14 protein-coding genes and 2 pseudogenes are annotated in these 15,724 nt (G+C 68.1%); 10 read left to right on the forward strand and 6 right to left on the reverse strand.

Annotated features, from left to right (window positions below):
* Together FHS55_RS23675 and FHS55_RS22860 are read right to left on the reverse strand one after the other, a co-directional pair.
* Positions 1 to 95: pseudogene (locus FHS55_RS23675) on the reverse strand ((2Fe-2S)-binding protein); the annotation flags it as partial.
* A gap of 509 nt (positions 96 to 604) precedes the next feature.
* Complete coding sequence (locus FHS55_RS22860; RefSeq protein WP_183192172.1) at positions 605 to 1,705, reverse strand: site-specific integrase; 1,101 nt, start codon at positions 1,703 to 1,705, stop codon at positions 605 to 607.
* A gap of 618 nt (positions 1,706 to 2,323) precedes the next feature.
* Here FHS55_RS22860 and FHS55_RS22865 point away from each other — a divergent pair.
* From FHS55_RS22865 to FHS55_RS22890, 6 genes are read left to right on the forward strand one after another with little or no spacing between them, the layout of a single operon-like run.
* Complete coding sequence (locus tag FHS55_RS22865; protein WP_183192173.1) at positions 2,324 to 3,898, forward strand: ABC transporter substrate-binding protein; 1,575 nt, start codon at positions 2,324 to 2,326, stop codon at positions 3,896 to 3,898.
* An 8-nt stretch (positions 3,899 to 3,906) separates the two neighbouring features.
* The gene (locus FHS55_RS22870) at positions 3,907 to 4,848 is read left to right on the forward strand and encodes an ABC transporter permease (protein WP_183192174.1); all 942 of its coding nucleotides are present in this window, start codon (positions 3,907 to 3,909) and stop codon (positions 4,846 to 4,848) included.
* On the forward strand, positions 4,845 to 5,735 hold the full coding sequence (locus FHS55_RS22875) for an ABC transporter permease (RefSeq protein WP_183192175.1): 891 nt from the start codon (positions 4,845 to 4,847) through the stop codon (positions 5,733 to 5,735). The genes FHS55_RS22870 and FHS55_RS22875 overlap by 4 nt, the downstream gene beginning before the upstream one ends.
* On the forward strand, positions 5,732 to 6,736 hold the full coding sequence (locus tag FHS55_RS22880) for an ABC transporter ATP-binding protein (protein WP_183192176.1): 1,005 nt from the start codon (positions 5,732 to 5,734) through the stop codon (positions 6,734 to 6,736). The genes FHS55_RS22875 and FHS55_RS22880 overlap by 4 nt, the downstream gene beginning before the upstream one ends.
* Complete coding sequence (locus tag FHS55_RS22885; protein WP_183192177.1) at positions 6,729 to 7,745, forward strand: ABC transporter ATP-binding protein; 1,017 nt, start codon at positions 6,729 to 6,731, stop codon at positions 7,743 to 7,745. Before FHS55_RS22880 ends, FHS55_RS22885 begins: the two co-directional genes overlap by 8 nt.
* 49 nt (positions 7,746 to 7,794) lie before the next feature.
* On the forward strand, positions 7,795 to 9,042 hold the full coding sequence (locus FHS55_RS22890; protein ID WP_183192178.1) for an aminotransferase class V-fold PLP-dependent enzyme: 1,248 nt from the start codon (positions 7,795 to 7,797) through the stop codon (positions 9,040 to 9,042).
* Here the strand turns inward: FHS55_RS22890 and FHS55_RS22895 are convergent.
* From FHS55_RS22895 to FHS55_RS22905, 3 genes are all read right to left on the reverse strand, one after another.
* Entirely contained in the window at positions 9,026 to 10,201 is a 1,176-nt protein-coding gene (locus tag FHS55_RS22895; RefSeq protein WP_183192179.1) for a M24 family metallopeptidase, read from the reverse strand. The two genes, FHS55_RS22890 and FHS55_RS22895, sit on opposite strands and share 17 nt — an antisense overlap.
* The gene (locus tag FHS55_RS22900) at positions 10,198 to 10,953 is read right to left on the reverse strand and encodes a histidine utilization transcriptional repressor HutC (RefSeq protein ID WP_183192180.1); all 756 of its coding nucleotides are present in this window, start codon (positions 10,951 to 10,953) and stop codon (positions 10,198 to 10,200) included. Before FHS55_RS22900 ends, FHS55_RS22895 begins: the two co-directional genes overlap by 4 nt.
* Positions 10,954 to 11,177: 224 nt before the next feature.
* Entirely contained in the window at positions 11,178 to 11,978 is an 801-nt protein-coding gene (locus FHS55_RS22905; protein ID WP_425485853.1) for an SDR family NAD(P)-dependent oxidoreductase, read from the reverse strand.
* Positions 11,979 to 12,057: 79 nt separating this feature from the next.
* Here FHS55_RS22905 and FHS55_RS22910 point away from each other — a divergent pair, with 79 nt between their 5' ends.
* From FHS55_RS22910 to FHS55_RS22925, 4 genes are all read left to right on the forward strand, one after another.
* Positions 12,058 to 12,393, forward strand: coding sequence for a hypothetical protein (locus FHS55_RS22910; RefSeq protein ID WP_183192182.1), 336 nt, complete (start codon positions 12,058 to 12,060; stop codon positions 12,391 to 12,393).
* Positions 12,394 to 12,419: 26 nt separating this feature from the next.
* Positions 12,420 to 13,403, forward strand: a complete 984-nt coding sequence (gene tehA / locus FHS55_RS22915; protein ID WP_183192183.1) for a dicarboxylate transporter/tellurite-resistance protein TehA — start codon at positions 12,420 to 12,422, stop codon at positions 13,401 to 13,403.
* A gap of 131 nt (positions 13,404 to 13,534) precedes the next feature.
* Positions 13,535 to 14,263, forward strand: coding sequence for an isochorismatase family protein (locus FHS55_RS22920; RefSeq protein ID WP_183192184.1), 729 nt, complete (start codon positions 13,535 to 13,537; stop codon positions 14,261 to 14,263).
* A 159-nt stretch (positions 14,264 to 14,422) separates the two neighbouring features.
* Positions 14,423 to 15,409, forward strand: a complete 987-nt coding sequence (locus tag FHS55_RS22925; protein ID WP_183192185.1) for a GlxA family transcriptional regulator — start codon at positions 14,423 to 14,425, stop codon at positions 15,407 to 15,409.
* A 98-nt stretch (positions 15,410 to 15,507) separates the two neighbouring features.
* Here FHS55_RS22925 and FHS55_RS23275 read toward each other — a convergent pair.
* Positions 15,508 to 15,724: pseudogene (locus FHS55_RS23275) on the reverse strand (transcriptional regulator); the annotation flags it as partial.

Below are 15,724 nucleotides of genomic sequence, written 5' to 3' on the forward strand. Positions count from 1 at the left end.
GTCATCCCCAGCACGTCGCGCAGCACCCAAAGCAGAGGCATCTCGGCCGGAACATCAACGCTGTGACGAGCGCCATTGATGGTGAGATCGGTCATGTTGCCTCCTCAACTACAGTCACCGCGCACGTAATTCGGTGGACGTATGTCGTCCTGACCTGCCGGGCTGGAGTATTCAGGTAATCATGCCCGCAGTATTTGTGCTGCGAGCCTATGCCGGCACCGTCGGGACAACAATGTCAGGTGTCCGTCGTTTTGTGCCATTCCAATGTGAAAGGCACGGAAGTTTCCGATTCGCATGATGCACGTCGCGCCGAGCCGCGGCCCACCGCCGCCACCTCGACCCGTGGGGAGGCGGTTCGGTTCCGTATCGATCCGGCACCTCGCGGCGCACGCGCGCACTTGCCCATGGCGAAGGGGTGGCATTGCCGCGCGAGATCCGATGTCCTCCGGGCTCGGCGACCCAGCCACGAGCGACACGGCGGGATTGTGCCAGCACCATGCGCCGATCTGATCGCCGCGCCATCCGATCGGGTCACGCGTGCACCAGGACGGAGATTAGAGGCGGATGGACCGATCCGGTTGGTTCGACCTCATCGGATCCGGCTTCAGAGCCCGGCCGCCTTGGTGAGGTTGACCCGGAAGCGGTCGCGCCGGCGCTGGTAGCGGCGCGTCATCTCGGCGGAGGCGTGGCCGAGCTGCTTCTGCACGTGGCGCTCATCCACCTCGGCGGAGGAGGCGAGGCCCGCGCGCAGCGAATGGCCGGCGAATTTCATCGCCCGCTCGCCCTCGCTGAGATCGCCGCGTACGCCGGCCGCGAGTGCCGTGCGCTTGACGAGGCGCGCCACCTCGCGGTCGTTCAGCCGCTCCGCGCCCACATCCTTGCCCTGTCCGGTCACGCGCCGGAACAGCGGGCCATGGCCGATGCGGGCGAGCTTCAGCCAGGTCTGCACCGCCACCACCGGACAGGTGGCGTCCGCCGAGCCGCGCCCAATCTCCACCTCGCGCCAGCCGGTCTTGCCGCGCAGCGTCACCAGAAGCCCCTTGTCCAGGATCTCGATCCAGCCGCGCCCGTCCTGCGTCTGGTCGCGGCCGACATCGAGCCCGACGATTTCCGAGCGACGCAGGCCGCCGGCGAAGCCGAGCAGCAGCATCGCCCGATCGCGCAGGCCGCGTAAGCTGCCGCGGTCCAGCGTTTCCAGCATGGCGATGAGGTCTTCGGGCAGCACCGCCTCTTTCTGGCGGGGCGGGGCGGCATGGGTGTTGCGGATGCCGGCGAGCACGGTGGCGATGTGCCGGTCGCGCCGGTCGAGCGGCGTGCCGCGCTGGGTGTAGTTCCAGGTGATGGCCGACAGCCGCCGCTCGATGGTGGCGACCGCGTTCGGCCGGCCTCCGGGGATCGCGGCGCCCGAAGCGCAGGCCGTGATGTAGAGGCCGACCAGCTGGGGGGAGGGGGGCAGGATCTCCAGCCCCTGCCGCCGGCACCAGCCGGAGAAATGCGCCCAGTCGGACGCATAGGCTCGCCGGGTGTTGGCCGAGCTTGCCGCGTCGACATAGTCGCGCGCGCGATCCACCAGGCGCTCGAGATGCGCGGGCAGCGCGGCTTCTGTCTCGGCCGGGGGCGTGACGACAGGCTGCCCGGCGGCAGGGGCGGGTGCCGCGGGCTCGGGGGCGTGTTTTTCGAGGCTCTCAGGGGCCGATTCGATCATGCCTCCATATAGATGAGCAATATCCGATAATGCAATTATCCGACTTTGCATGAGGCGGACAGGCCGTGCGGAAAAGGCTCCTGTCGGGAACATCAAGCGCACATCCCTTCAAAAAGGGCGGCGGCGGACGAGCTGTGCTGGGGGACATGTCGGCCAGCGCCCGGGCGTCTCGTTCGGTCGAGCCGATCCGGGTCGCCGTCATCGTCGTCCAGGCGCCCTGGCCCGCAATTGCCCCGCTCTTCACGCGGTCCGGCCCAAGGGCCGGAGGGCTGCGCCGGTCGCCGCCAGCGGCACCGACAGGATCGCCGCGCCGGGCAGTCTCGCGCGCCGGCTTATTGTCCGCGGGCCTTGGCCAGCCTCGGCGGGGCGCCCAAGCCCGCTTCCATGCCCGCGCCTCGCGTGCAGCCGAAAAGCGCAGGTGCTCGCCCAGGCGTCCGAAGCCCAAGCGCCAGGGGCGGGCTGACGGGCGGGCTGACGGGCGGGCGGGAAATTTCGCAGGACGGCCTGTCCAGGCGTATTGCCTAGACAATAAATTGCGGCTAGCTTTTTATTGTCTAGTCAAAAGAGCCGAACCTTCGGGCCGCCAGACTTTTCGACCGCCAGACAAGGGAACCATCGATGAAGACCACCCGGCGTACCATTCTCAAGGGAATGGCCGGACTTCCGGCCATGTTCGCGGGGCTTTCGCCCCTCGCTGCGCTGGCCCAGCAGGGCGGCGGCGATACGTTGCGCGTCGCGGCCGGCAAGCCGGCCGGCGATCTCGATCCGCACAAGTACAAGGGCCTCTGGGCGATCCAGGACCTCATCTTCGAGCCGCTGATCCGCTATGGCCACGGCGGCAAGATGGAGCCGGCGCTCGCCACCGACTGGCAGGTGGAGGATGGCGGCAAGCTGTTCCGCGTGCATCTGCGCAAGGGCGTCACCTTCCAGGACGGCACGCCGTGGGATGCGGCGGCGATGACCTGGAACCTCGACCGCTGGATCGGCAAGGAATCCAACAGCTGGATGAACGCCTCGCGGCTGTTCGCCAACTACAAGGTGGTTGACGATCACACCGTCGAGATCCATTTCAAGGAGCTGGTGCTCGGCCTGCTCAACGAATTCGCCTATGTCCGCCCGGTGCGCTTCCTCAGCCCCAAATCGGTCGGCGCGGATGGCGCCTATGCCAAGCCGGTCGGCACCGGCGCGTGGATCGAGGCGAGCGCCGACAATAATGGCAGCACCTTCACCCGCTTCGACGGCTATTGGGGCGACAAGCCCGGCTTCAAGCGCATCGAGGTGAAGGTCCTGCCCGAATCGCGCAGCCGCATGGCCGCGCTGCGGGCCGGCGAGATCGACCTCACCGGCGGCGATTTCCTCGCCCCGATCAAGGCGACGGAAGCCAAGACGCTGGAGAAGGCCGGCATCCCGGTCGCGGTCGAGCTCGGCACCACGACCGTGGTCATCGGCTTCAACCCGGATCGCAATACGGCGCTCAAGGAGCTCGCCGTGCGTCAGGCCATCAATATCGGCTTCGATCGCAAGGCGATCGGCCAGGTGCTCTATCAGGGCCTCGCCGAGCCGGCCGGCAACCTTTTCCCGGCCAGCGTGCCGCTCGCCGGCACGCGCTTCCCGGTGCCGGCGCGCGACCCCGCGGCGGCCAAGAAGCTGCTGGAGGACGCGGGCTGGAAGGGCGCGCCGATCCGCGAGAAGGACGGCAAGCCGCTCAAGCTGGAAATCGTGGTCAGCGAGGAGCAGATCGCCGGTTCGCGCTCGCTGGCGGAAATCCTGCAGGCCCAGCTCGGCGAGATCGGCATCGGCCTCACCATCCGTTCGGTCGACCATGCCTCGCGCCACTCCGACATTCCCGCGCGCACCTTCGACATGGCGCTGTTCACCACTTTCGGCGCGCCCTATGAGCCGTTCGGCACCATTGTCGGCCTGCTGCTCTCCACCTATGACAATGGCGTGGACGGCAAGCTGGTGATCGATCCGGCCAAGCTCGACCCGCTGGTGCTCGCCGCCACCTCGGCGCCGCAGGACAAGGTCGATGCCGCCGTGCAGGCGATCTACGACCAGATGCACGCGGATGTCTCGATGCTGCCGCTGTTCTACAGCCCGGCCATCTGGGCGCACACCAAGCGGGTGAAGGGCTTCACGGTTCCGGCCACCGAGTACGACCTGCCCTATCGCGGCATCAGCCTCGAATCCTGAGGTCGGTCATGTCGACGCTGATCGCGATCCGCCTGCGCAACGCGGTGGTGCTGCTCGTCCTCGCCACGATGCTGTGCTTCGCGCTGGTCGTGTCGGCGCCGGGCAATGTGGCGGTGCTCATTGCCGAGCTGCGCACGCCGAAGGCAACCTTCGAGCAGATCCGCGTGGTGGAGGAGGAACTTGGCCTCAACCAGCCGCTGATCCTGCGCTATGGCAGCTGGCTGAACGGCGCGCTGCACGGCAACCTGGGTGTCTCCTACAAGACGGGCGACGCGATCGGGCCGGCGCTGGCCAGCCGGCTGCCCATCACGCTCACGCTGGTGGTGGGCGGCGCGGCGTTCGCCATGCTGCTGAGCTTCGCGCTCGGCTTTCTGGGGGCGCTCTGGCCGGGCCGGTTCGGCGATGCGCTCAGCCGTGTCATCGCGCTGCTGGGCGCCTCCATGCCCTCCTTCTTCGTCGGCGCGCTGCTCATCTACGCGCTGGCGGTGGAGCTGGGCCTGTTCCCCACCTTCGGCACCGCCGGGCTGTCGAGCTGGGTGCTGCCGTGGATGACCATCGGCCTGCTCCCCGCCGCCGTGCTCAGCCGCGTGGTGCGGGTGGGGCTGGAAGAGGCGATGGCGCGGCCCTTCGCGCTCACCGCCTCGGCCAAGGGACTGTCGCGCCGCGCCATCCTGTTCCGCCACGCGCTGCCCAACATCGCGCCGACCTATATCAACGCGCTCGGCGCGCAGGGCGGCGCCATGGTGGTGGGCGCGGTGGTGGTGGAGCCGCTCTTCGCCCTGAAGGGTGTGGCCGACCTGTTCCTGCAGGGCGTTCTGTTCCGCGACTTCATGGTGGTGCAGGCCTGCCTGCTGGTCTTCCTCACCTCGTTCATTCTGCTCAACCTCATGGTCGACATCGGCATGATGTTCACCGATCCGAAACTGCGCCGGCAGGGAGCGAACGCATGAGACGGCTCCGGGACCTTTTCCAGGCGCTGGCCCAGCTGCCGCGCCTCGCCTTCCTCGCGGTCGGGCTGTTCGTGCTGCTCGGTGTCCTCGCCCCCTGGCTCGCGCCTTATGACCCGAATGCGCAGGACCTGCTGGCCGCCCATGCCGATCCCTCCTGGCAGCATTGGCTGGGCACCGACCATCTCGGCAGGGATACGCTCTCGCGGCTCATCGTCTCGGCCCGCACCTCGCTCGTGGGCATGAGCCTCGTGCTGCTCATCGCGCTGTCGGTCGGCATCACCATCGGCACCGTCGCCGGCTATCGCCGCGGCTGGGTCGAGGAAGTGCTGATGCGCATCGTCGATGTCGGCCTCGCCATGCCCAGCCTGATCGTCGCTCTGGCCGTCATCGGCATTTTCGGCACGGGCTACTGGAACATGATCCTCGCCCTGGCGCTGGCCTGGTGGCCGGGCAGCGCCCGCATCAGCCGGGCGGTGGCGGTGGGGGTTATGAACCGGCCGCATATCGAATCGCTGCGCGTGCTCGGCGCCAGCCCGGGGCGGATCTATTTCCACCACCTGCTGCCCTCCACCATCGGCGCGGTGCTGGTCTATGCCACGGCCGATGCCGGGGCGGTGGCGCTGTCCATCGCGACGCTCAGCTTCCTCGGCCTCGGCATCCAGCCGCCGACCCCGGAATGGGGGCAGATGCTGGTGGACGCGCTGCCTTATCTCGAAAGTGCGCCGTGGCAGGTGATCCTGCCGGGCCTCGTGCTCACCCTGGTGGTGATCGGCTTCAACCTGCTGGGCGAATCCATCGCGCTGAACCGCGTGCCGACCCCGCTGCCCCGCCGCATCCTGCTCAAGCGCCGCGCCGTGGCGGCCGGCTGGAAAAAGGCCGCGCCATGACCTCCACCAATATTCTCCAGGTAAGCCATCTCTGCGTCGATCTCTACACCACCCGCGCGGCGCTGCGCCCGGTGGATGATGTGAGCTACGAAGTTGCCGCCGGCGAAACCCTCGCCATTGTCGGCGAGAGCGGCTCGGGCAAGACGGTGCTGAACTTCGCGCCGCTCGGCCTCATGCCGACCGGCGTCGTCACCGATCTCTCCGGCTCGATCCTGTTTGACGGGCAGCAGCTTGTGGGACTGTCAGAGCCGGCCCTGCGCCGGATCCGTGGCGGCAAGATCGGCACCATCTTCCAGGACCCGATGAGCGCGCTCAACCCGGCGCTGCGCATCGGCCGGCAGATCGCGGAGGTCGCGGAACTGCACCTCGGCATGACGTCATCGCAGGCGGAGGCACGCGCGCTCGACCTGCTCAAGCTGGTGCGCATGTCCGACCCCGAGGCGCGGCTGCGGCAATACCCGCATGAATTGTCGGGCGGGCTGCGGCAGCGCGCGATGATCGCCATCGCCATCGCCGCCGAGCCGAAACTGCTGATCGCCGATGAGCCGACCACCGCGCTGGATGTGACGGTGCAGGCGCAGATCATCGGCCTGCTGAAGGACCTGCAGCGCCGGCTCAATACCGCGATCGTGCTCATCACCCATGACATGGGCGTGGTCGCCAGCATCGCAGCCCGCGTGGCGGTCATGTATGCCGGCCGCCTTGCCGAATATGGTTCGGTCGAGGAGGTGCTGCTCACCCCCCGCCACCCCTATACAAGCGGCCTGATCGCCGCCCTGCCGAGCGTGGATGACGCGCCCGGCTCGCCCTTCCGCGGGCTGCCCGGCACGCCGCCGGTGCTCGGCGCGCCGCTGCCCGGCTGCGCCTTCGCGCCGCGCTGCCCTCAGGTGATCGATATCTGCGCGCGGCGCTACCCGCCGCTGGCCGGCGGGGCCGGCACGGCCGCCGTCGCCTGCCATGTCGTCAATGCGCGTCAGTCCAAGGAGCAGGCCCATGCGTGAGGCCGGAGACCTGCTGCGGGTCGAGAACCTCGTCACCCGCTTCAAGAGCGTCGAGCGCGGCAAATGGGTGACGGCGGTCGACGACGTCTCGATCCGCCTCGCCCCCGGCGAGATGGTCGGGCTGGTCGGCGAATCCGGCTGCGGAAAGTCGACGCTGGGCCGTTCCATCGTCGGGCTGGAACGCCCGCAGTCGGGTCGCATCCTGCTGGACGGCGTGGACCTCTCCAGCCTGCGCGGCCGCGAATTGCGCGAGAAGCGGCGGGCGATCCAGTATGTGTTCCAGGACCCCTATGCCTCGCTCAACGATCGCCAGACCATTGGCGAGACCCTGACGGAGGCGCTGATCATCATCGGCGTGAAAGACCGCGAGGCCCAGCGCCGGCGCATCCACACGCTGCTGGACCAGGTCGGACTGCCGGACGCGCTGGCCGAGCGCTACCCGCGCGAACTCTCGGGCGGGCAGCGCCAGCGCGTCGCCATCGCCCGCTCGCTGGCGGTGGAGCCGCGCGTGCTGATCTGCGACGAGCCGGTGAGCGCGCTGGACCTGTCGATCCGCGCGCAGGTGATGAACCTGTTCCTCACGCTGCACAAGGATCTGGGCGTCGCCTGCCTGTTCATCGCCCATGACCTCGCCCTGGTGCGGCAGGCGACCAGCCGCACCTATGTGATGTATCTCGGCAAGATCGTGGAGGATGCGTCCTCGGCCGAACTCTACGCCCGTCCGAGCCATCCCTATACGCAGGCGCTGCTCGGCTCGATCCCGAGCGCGGACCCGCGCGTCGAGGCGCATCGCGAACCGCCGCCGATCTTCGGCGACATTCCCAGCCCGACCAATCCGCCCTCCGGCTGCCGTTTCCGCACCCGCTGCCCGCGCGCGATGGAAGTCTGCGCGAGCCATCCGCCGGCGCGCCTCGCGCTCGCCCCCGACCATCACGCGAGCTGCGTGATCGCCGCCGAGCTTTACGCCCACAGCCATCCCGCACCGCACCGCCTGCCGATGCCGGCCTGAACAACACGCTCGCCGCATCCCGCGTACGGCCTTCAAGAAGGACGCCCCCGTGACAACACAGACCACGCCCCAGCGCCCGCCGCACCTGAAGACCGCTCCCGACGACGAGGCCTACTGGCTCGCCATCCGCGCGACCATGGAGCCGATGTATGTCAACACCCAGCTGGTCAACACCCGGCGCGGCGCCGCCCCCCGCCTGGTGCGCGACCGGGTGCGCGAACTGGTCGATCTCTCGCTCGCCTATGAGCTGGACGAATACGAGCCGATGCGCGACTTGAAGGAAAGCGGGTCCTCGCTCGCGATCCGGCAACTGCTCGGCGACTATTTCGGCGCGGATGCCGATGAAATGGCGCTGACCCGAAACGCGATGGAAGGCATCGCCACCGTGCTGAACGGGGTCGCCTTGAAGCCGGGCGACGAGGTGCTGGCCACCCGCTTCTGCTATGATTCGAACCTCGCCATCCTCCGCCAGCGCGCCTTGCGCGAGGGCATCGTGCTGCGCTTCGTCGAACTGCCCTTCGGCATCGCCTCGGATGAGGCGATCCTTGCCGCCTTCGCCGCGGCCATCACCGAGCGCACGCGGCTGATCAGCTTTCCCCATGTCGTGGCCAATACCGGGCTGGTGATGCCGGTGCGCCAGATCGCGGCGCTGGCGCGGGCGCGCGGGGCCTTCACGCTGGTGGATGGCGCCCACTCCGCCGGGCATATCGCATTCCGGCTCGATGAACTGGGCTGCGATGCCTATGCCACCTGCCTGCACAAATGGATGTACGGGCCGCGCGGCACCGGCTTCCTGCATGTGCGGCGCGAGAAGATCGCCGATGTCTGGCCGCTTTTCGCCAGCTGGTCCGGCAAGCCGGCCGATTCGATCGAGAAGTTCGAGGAGGTCGGCACGGTGTTCAAGGCGCTGCCGGCCTCGATCCCCGAGGCCATCGCCTTCAACCGCGGCATCGGCCAGGCGGAGAAATCCGCGCGCCTGCGCTTTCTGCGCGACCGCTGGGCGGGGCGCCTGCGCGAGCACGAGCGCATCCGCCTGCTGACCGATATCGATGCCGATCCCGGCACCGGCTTTGGCGGCTTTGTCATCGATGGGCTGGAGGGCGAGGACTTTGCCCGCACGCTGCGCGAGGATTTCGCCATCAACGTGCGCGCCTTCGCCATGGACGAGGATCCCGCCATGCGGGGCATCCATCTCTCGCCGGGCCTGCCCAACACGGTGGAGGAGGTGGACCGCTTCGTGGAGGCGACCTTCGCCATCCTCGCGCGCAGTCACAACTCGCTCATGCGGGCAGGATGACCAACCCGGCGTCGAGCCTCGTCAGGCGATCGGTGCCGTCCTCGGTGATGACCAGCGTGTCCTCATACATGATCCCGCCCCAGCCGGGGCGGTAATAGGGCGCCTCGATATTGACCACCATGCCCGGCTCCAGCGTCACCGGGTTTTCCGGGCCGAGGGTCGGATATTCGTGGGAATCGAGGCCCAGCCCGTGGCCGACATGGTGCCGGCGATAGTGCGGCAGGCCGGCTGCACGCACCGCCTCGACCGTGGCACGGAACAGCACGTCGCTCCTCGCCCCCGGCCCGACAAGGGCGAGGGCGGCACGCTGGCCCGCGACGATGGCGGCATCAACCCCGCGTATCTCCGCCGATGGTTCGCCAACCACCGCGCTGCGGGCGGTGTCCGACCAGTAGCCCTGGAACGATCCGCCAATGTCGATGCGCAGGAGATCGCCCGGCGCGAGGCGGCGCGGGGCGGCATGCGCGTCGGCGAAGGCCGCGCGTGGCCCCGAGGTGACGGCGATGAAGCCCGGCCGGATGCCGGTGCGGATCATCCATGCGGAAATCTCCGCCGCCAGGTCCAGCTCGCTCACGCCGGCACGGGCCTGAGCCAGCGCCGCCGCCAGCGCGTTCTCGGTCTCCCGCGTCGCGTAGCGCAGCAGGGCGATTTCATCCGCATCCTTGATCGTACGCGCACGGCGGAACAGCGCGGCGGTGTCCTCCGGCGGTAGCACGGCGAGGCCGGCGGGAAGCATGGCGGGTGGCGGTCCCTCGATCGCCAGCGCCCGGCGCGCGCCGGCCAGCGCGGCGATGGCGGCGGCGAGTGCCTCCTCATACGTGGCGAACGAAACGACCCGCGTGTCCGTCGTATCCCGCGCCTCGGCATCGTCGAAGAAGAAGGTCCGGTAGCCGAAATAGCGCAGGCCGCTGCCCGCGGCTTCCTGCGCGGCCCACAGGTCCGCCATGGGCCCGACCAGGATCCACTCATCGCCCGTGAACACGGCGGCCATGCGCTGCGCGGGATCGGTGTCATAGCCCATGCTGCGATAGCCGCTGCAATAGACCACGTTCGGCGCCGAGGTCGCGACCATGAGGCCGTCCTCGCCCGCCAGCGCGAGAACGCGCGCGCGATGGCGCTGGGCGAGGCTGGCAATGTTGACGGCGGGAATCGGGATCATGGCTGCAACGGGTTGAATTCGCCGACGAATTCGTTGCGGTCGGCCGGGTAGATCAGGCGGACCCAGGTGACGGGCATGTCGTCCGCCCATGTCTGGCGCAGCGAGACGAGGAGGGGCGATCCCAACGCGACATCGAGCCGCTCGGCCTCGGCGGCGCCGGCGGCCTCGGCGCGAATGGTGTGGCGCAGCCGGGTGCAGGGCAGGCGCGCCAGCAGCCATGTATTGGGCATGTCGGTCTCGAAATCGGCCTTGATGGCATCTGGCGCCGCGTCGAGGTTGATGAAGCGTTCCTCCAGCACTTCCGGCTTGCCGAAGCCGCAATGGGCGGCCGTCAGCATGAGCAGAGGCGTGCCGGCGGCGACCGCCGGCCAGAATGGCGTGCTCTTGCCGGCCACCAGCTCGCGCTTGCGCAGGACCTTGTAGCTGTAGGTGCGGCCCCGGCTTTCGATTTCCTCGCGAATGTCGAGGAAGCCGATGACCGCATGGGTCTCGGTGGTGAGGGCCACCCGCGTGCCCTGCTTGCGGCGGCGCTCCAGCAGGCCGGCCTCGGTGAGCTTGGAGAGCGCCTTGCTCACCGTGGCGCGGGTGGTGGAAAGGGTCTCCATCAGGCTGTGCTCGGAGGGGATGCGATGCCCCGCCGGCCAGCGGCCGCTCATGATTTCCGAGCGCACGGCGCGTTCGATCTGCTTGTAGAGCGGGCCTTGACCGTCAAGCGCGATGGTCGAAACGCTAGCGTCCTCATTGTCGTCCATGGCGCCGCTTCCACCTTGTGGCTCGGGTGAGCAGTGCCATGTCTGGCCGTCTTTTGTCTAGGCAATTATAAAGGGCGCGCGCCGTCGCGGCGGCCGCGTCGGGGGGGCGTGGCACCGGCAGGGCGTCGGGCCCGGCCCGTCTCCGTCCGTGGAGCTGGCGCTCCGGCCAGGCTGCCGTTCGCGACGCCACCCGGCCCATGGCGGCGTGCGAACGGAAGGGCGGCTCAGGCCACGGGCTGAAGGTAATAGCGGGGGGCGACCGTCGCGTTGGACAGGTGTGGCAGCATGGCCTGCCGGGCGGTCTCATAGGCTTCCAGTTCCTCGCCCGCCTGCAGCGAGGGAATGGTGACGAACTCGCCACGATCAAAGCCCAGCAGCGCCGCATCGACGAGGTTTTCCGGCGTCATCACCCAGCTGCCGGGAAGGTTGTCGATCGGCACGCCGGCGGTGTCCCAGAACTGCGTTGCGGTCGCGCCGGGAAGAACCACCTGCACCCGCACGCCCTTGTCGCCGAGTTCCTTCCTCAACGACTGGCTGAAGGCGAGAACGAAGGCCTTGCTGCCTCCATAGACGCCGTTGAGTATCTCCGGCCCGATCGCCACGATGGACGAGATGTTGATGATCGTCCCGGCTCCGCGCGCGACGAAGCCGGGAGCGACGGCATAGGTCAGGCGCATCACCGCGGTGACGTTGATGTCGATCATCTCCTCCATGCGGTCGACATCGGACTGCAGAAGCTCGCTCGCGCCGCCGAAGCCAGCATTGTTGACGAGCGCCGAGATGGACGTGTCCGACTTGAGTACGTCCTCGACCTTACGCAGCGCGTCGTGTTGCGTGAGATCGGCGACGATGACCCGCGCCTTCACGCCATGCCGCGCCGCCAGACGCTCGGCCTGCTGGGCGAGGCGCTCGGCATCGCGCGCAATCAGCAGCACATCATGGCCCCGCGCGGCGAGCCGGTCGGCATAGATGGCGCCGATCCCGGATGAGGCGCCGGTCACGACGGCGGTACCCTTGTCACTCATCATTTTCTCCTCGTGCCTCGCCGACCGGCGGTTCCAGAAGAGCAGTGCTAGCGAGTGATGCCGAATTCCCGAATGACGTATGCGCGGCGATTCAGGACAGGGCGGGCTTTCGGCCCTGCCGCTTTCGAAAAGGCCCTGTTCTCTCATCATCATGCGTTCCGGCAAGGATGGCCGGAATCGACGGATTGGCGACCTTCGCAAGGACGCGCGGGTATCGTTATCTCTCCCCATGCGTCCCCTGCCGCTGTCCGGCACGATGTCGCGCGTGATCGATTTCCACCGGGCCGGGAAGATGGTGCGGGGATGCAGGATGTCCCTCGGCATTGCCTCGCCCGAGGATCGTGCGAACCTGATCGTTCCTCTCAAGGCCCGGGTGCCGCAGCGACACCCGGGGTCCGGCTTCCAGCGATTCTAATTGCCGGATAAACAATAGGTCTCGACATGAGCAGCAACGCGCGTCTTCCCATTGTTCCCGCATCGTTCTTTGGCATGGTGCTGGGGCTTGCCGGGCTCGGCGGAAGCTGGCGGGCGGCGCATCTCGCCTGGGGCGTGCCCGCCCTGCCGGGTGAAATCCTCATGCTGGGCGCGGGAATCGTCTGGGCGGCGCTCGTCATTCTCTATGCCGGCAAATGGCTGATGGCCCGCGAGGCGGCGCTGGCCGAAATGGCTCATCCGATCCAGTGCTGTTTCGTGGGGCTGATCGGGGTCGCCACCCTTCTGGTGGCCGGAGGAGCCGCCCCTTATGACCATGACGTGGCGCTGGCGCTCTATGTCCCGGGAGCCCTGTTCACGCTGGGCTTCGCGGTATGGCGAACCGGGGGGCTCTGGCTCGGCGAGCGCGCGCCGGAACATTCGACGCCGGTGCTCTATCTGCCCACCGTGGCCGGTAGCTTCGTGTCGGGCACGGTGGGCGCGGGGCTGGGCTTTCCCGATCTCGGACAGTTCTTCTTCGGGGCCGGGCTGTTTGGCTGGCTCGCCATCGAATCCGTGCTGCTGCACCGCATGCTCACCAGCTCTGCCATGGCGAGCGCGCTGCGTCCGACGCTCGGCATCCAGCTGGCGCCGCCGGTGGTGGGGGCCGTCACCTTGATCGCCGTCGCGCCCTCCGCTCCGCCCCTCTTCGCCCACGCGATGATCGGCTACGGTATCCTGCAGGCCCTGATCATCCTTCGGCTGCTGCCGTGGATCCTGCGGGAACCGCTCACGCCCTCCTACTGGGCCTTCACCTTCGGTGTGACCGCGCTGGCCACCGCGCCCATCCGTCTCGTTGCCCTGGGGGATGCAGGAACCGTGACGGTTCTGGCACCTATCCTGTTCGTGTTCGCCAATGTCGTCGTGTTCATCGTCGCGGCAGCAACGCTTTACCGCGCGGTGCAAGGCAGGCTGCTGCCGGCACCCACGGTTGCGGCGAGCCCGGCGAAGTGAACGCAGGCCTGTCTTGGCAGGTCTCTTCCGCACAGGTCTCTTCCGCGCAGGCCTCTTCCGCGCAGATCTCTTCCGCCTCGGCCCCGCAGCGGAGTGCGGCATTCCCAACAAGCCCATCGGGAGGAAAATCGATGAAGCCGAACTATTCCCCGCGCTCGGCGGAGCTTTACGCCGACACCGCGACCCCCGTGCTGCCCAAGACGGACATGGTGCTGGATCTCGCCCGCACGGCGTTCGTGGTCATCGATCCGCAGGTCGATGTGATGAGCCCCAACGGCCTTGCCTGGGCGGCGGTGGGCGAGAGCGTCACCGAGAACAATCTGGTGCCGAACCTCATCGAGCTGTTCGCCGCCGCCAAGAAGGCGGGAATCGTGGTGGCTGTCTCGCCCCACTATTATTACTGCTGGGATCACCACTGGCGGTGGCAGGCTCCGCTGGAGAAATTCCAGCACGATGTCGGCGCCTTCGACCGCAAGGGTCCCTACACGGTGGAGGGTTTTCGCGCCTCGGGGGCGGACTTCATGGAGGAGTTCAAGCCCTATATCGAGGACGGCAAGACCATCATCTGCTCGCCGCACAAGCTCTATGGCCCGCAGGCCAACGACTTGAAGCTGCAACTCGGCAAGCAGGGTATCAACCAGGTGATCCTCGCCGGCATGCTGGCCAATATGTGCGTGGAATCGCACATGCGCGATCTGCTGGAGGCCGGTTTCGAGGTCGCCGTGGTGCGCGACGCGGTGGCGGCCCCGAAACTGCCCGACGGTGACGGCTATCTCGCCGCGCTCATCAATTTCCGCTTCATGGCCAATGGCGTGTGGTCCACCGACGAGACGGTGCAACGGCTTCTCGGGCCGGCCTGACACCATCGGAGCCGAGCCGGGCGAGTCGGTGGCGATCCAACGCCCGTCGCGACCGGTATCGCTGTCTGTGCGGGCGCCGGGTTTGGCGTGTCTTGTCGTAGCGTCATGTCCGAATTACGTTGACACCGTAATTTTCGGTCATGGGGTCGGCAATCCATCATGCGTCAGGTCGGCTTCATTCTGGAAGATGGCTTCCAGGTCATGGGCATGGCCGCCCTCTCGGCCTTCGAACTCGCCAATGTCACGCTCGGTCGCGAGGCCTATGGTCTCACCGTGATGTCGGAGAGGGGCGGCACGGTTCGCTCCTCCCTCGGCATACGGATAGAGACCGGGGTGCTGACGGATTTCCCGGATACGCTCATGGTCATGGGCGAACTGGTGCCTCGCCAAATGTCCCCGGGCCTGCGCGACTATATCGCCCGCGCGGGCCAGCACAGCCGCCGCGTTGCCGGCGTGTGCACGGGGGCATTCCTGCTCGGCGAGGCCGGCCTGCTGGACGGCCGTCAGGTGACGACGCACTGGGCGCATGCGAGCGACCTGCGGCAGCGTTTTCCCAATGCCAGGGTCGATGAGGACAGGATCTTCGTCTCCGACGGCAATATCTGGACATCGGCCGGCATGAGCGCGGCGATCGACCTGACGCTGGCGCTCATCGAGGATGATCATGGCGCGGGGCTCGCCCGGACGGTCGCCCGCAAGCTGGTGGTCTATCATCGTCGGCCGGGTGGCCAGTCGCAGTTCTCCGCCCTGCTGGAACTCGAGCCCCGGTCGGATCGCGTGCGCCGGGCGCTGATCTACGCCAAGGAGAATCTGCGCAATCCGTTGACGGTGGATGAACTGGCAGAGGCCGCCAACCTGAGCCCGCGCCAGTTCAGCCGCATCTTTCGCGAGGAGACGGGGCAATCGCCGGCCAAGGCGGTGGAACGCCTGCGGCTGGAGGCCGCCAAGCTCATGCTGGAGGAGGGGCGGCACGCCATGGAGGTGGTCGCGCGCGATGCCGGCTTCGCCGACCGGGATCGCATGCGCCGGGCCTTCCTGCGCTTCTTCGGCCATCCTCCGCAGAGTGTGCAGCGCAGTCTGCGCCTCGTCAGCAAGGATGGCGACACGAAGGATGACGACGATGCCACGGCCGCCGGCGTCGGGTGACCGTCCCGCGGCCGGCATTCCGGCGGATGGGAGGATCGCTTCGGGATGGCCTTCGCCGTCTCGTGCGCCGTGGGTGCCTGGTCCGGCTTGAGCCCGGCTTAAGCGGGCGATCCGCCGGGCCCCACGATGCGGGCGAAGAGCGCCGCGCTGCGGTCGCGGGCGGTATGGGGCGCCGGGGCGGCGGCGGGCGCCGCAGGCGGAGGCAGTGCCTCCACGCCCTCACCGAACTGCGCCTCGATGCTGCGCACACACTGCGCCACGCCAATATCAGCCAGCCGGTAGAACACTTGCTTGGCGGCGCGGCGGGTGGCCACC

Origin of the sequence: Ancylobacter tetraedralis, from assembly GCF_014195655.1 — a bacterium.
Taxonomy (GTDB): Bacteria; Pseudomonadota; Alphaproteobacteria; order Rhizobiales; family Xanthobacteraceae; genus Ancylobacter; species Ancylobacter tetraedralis.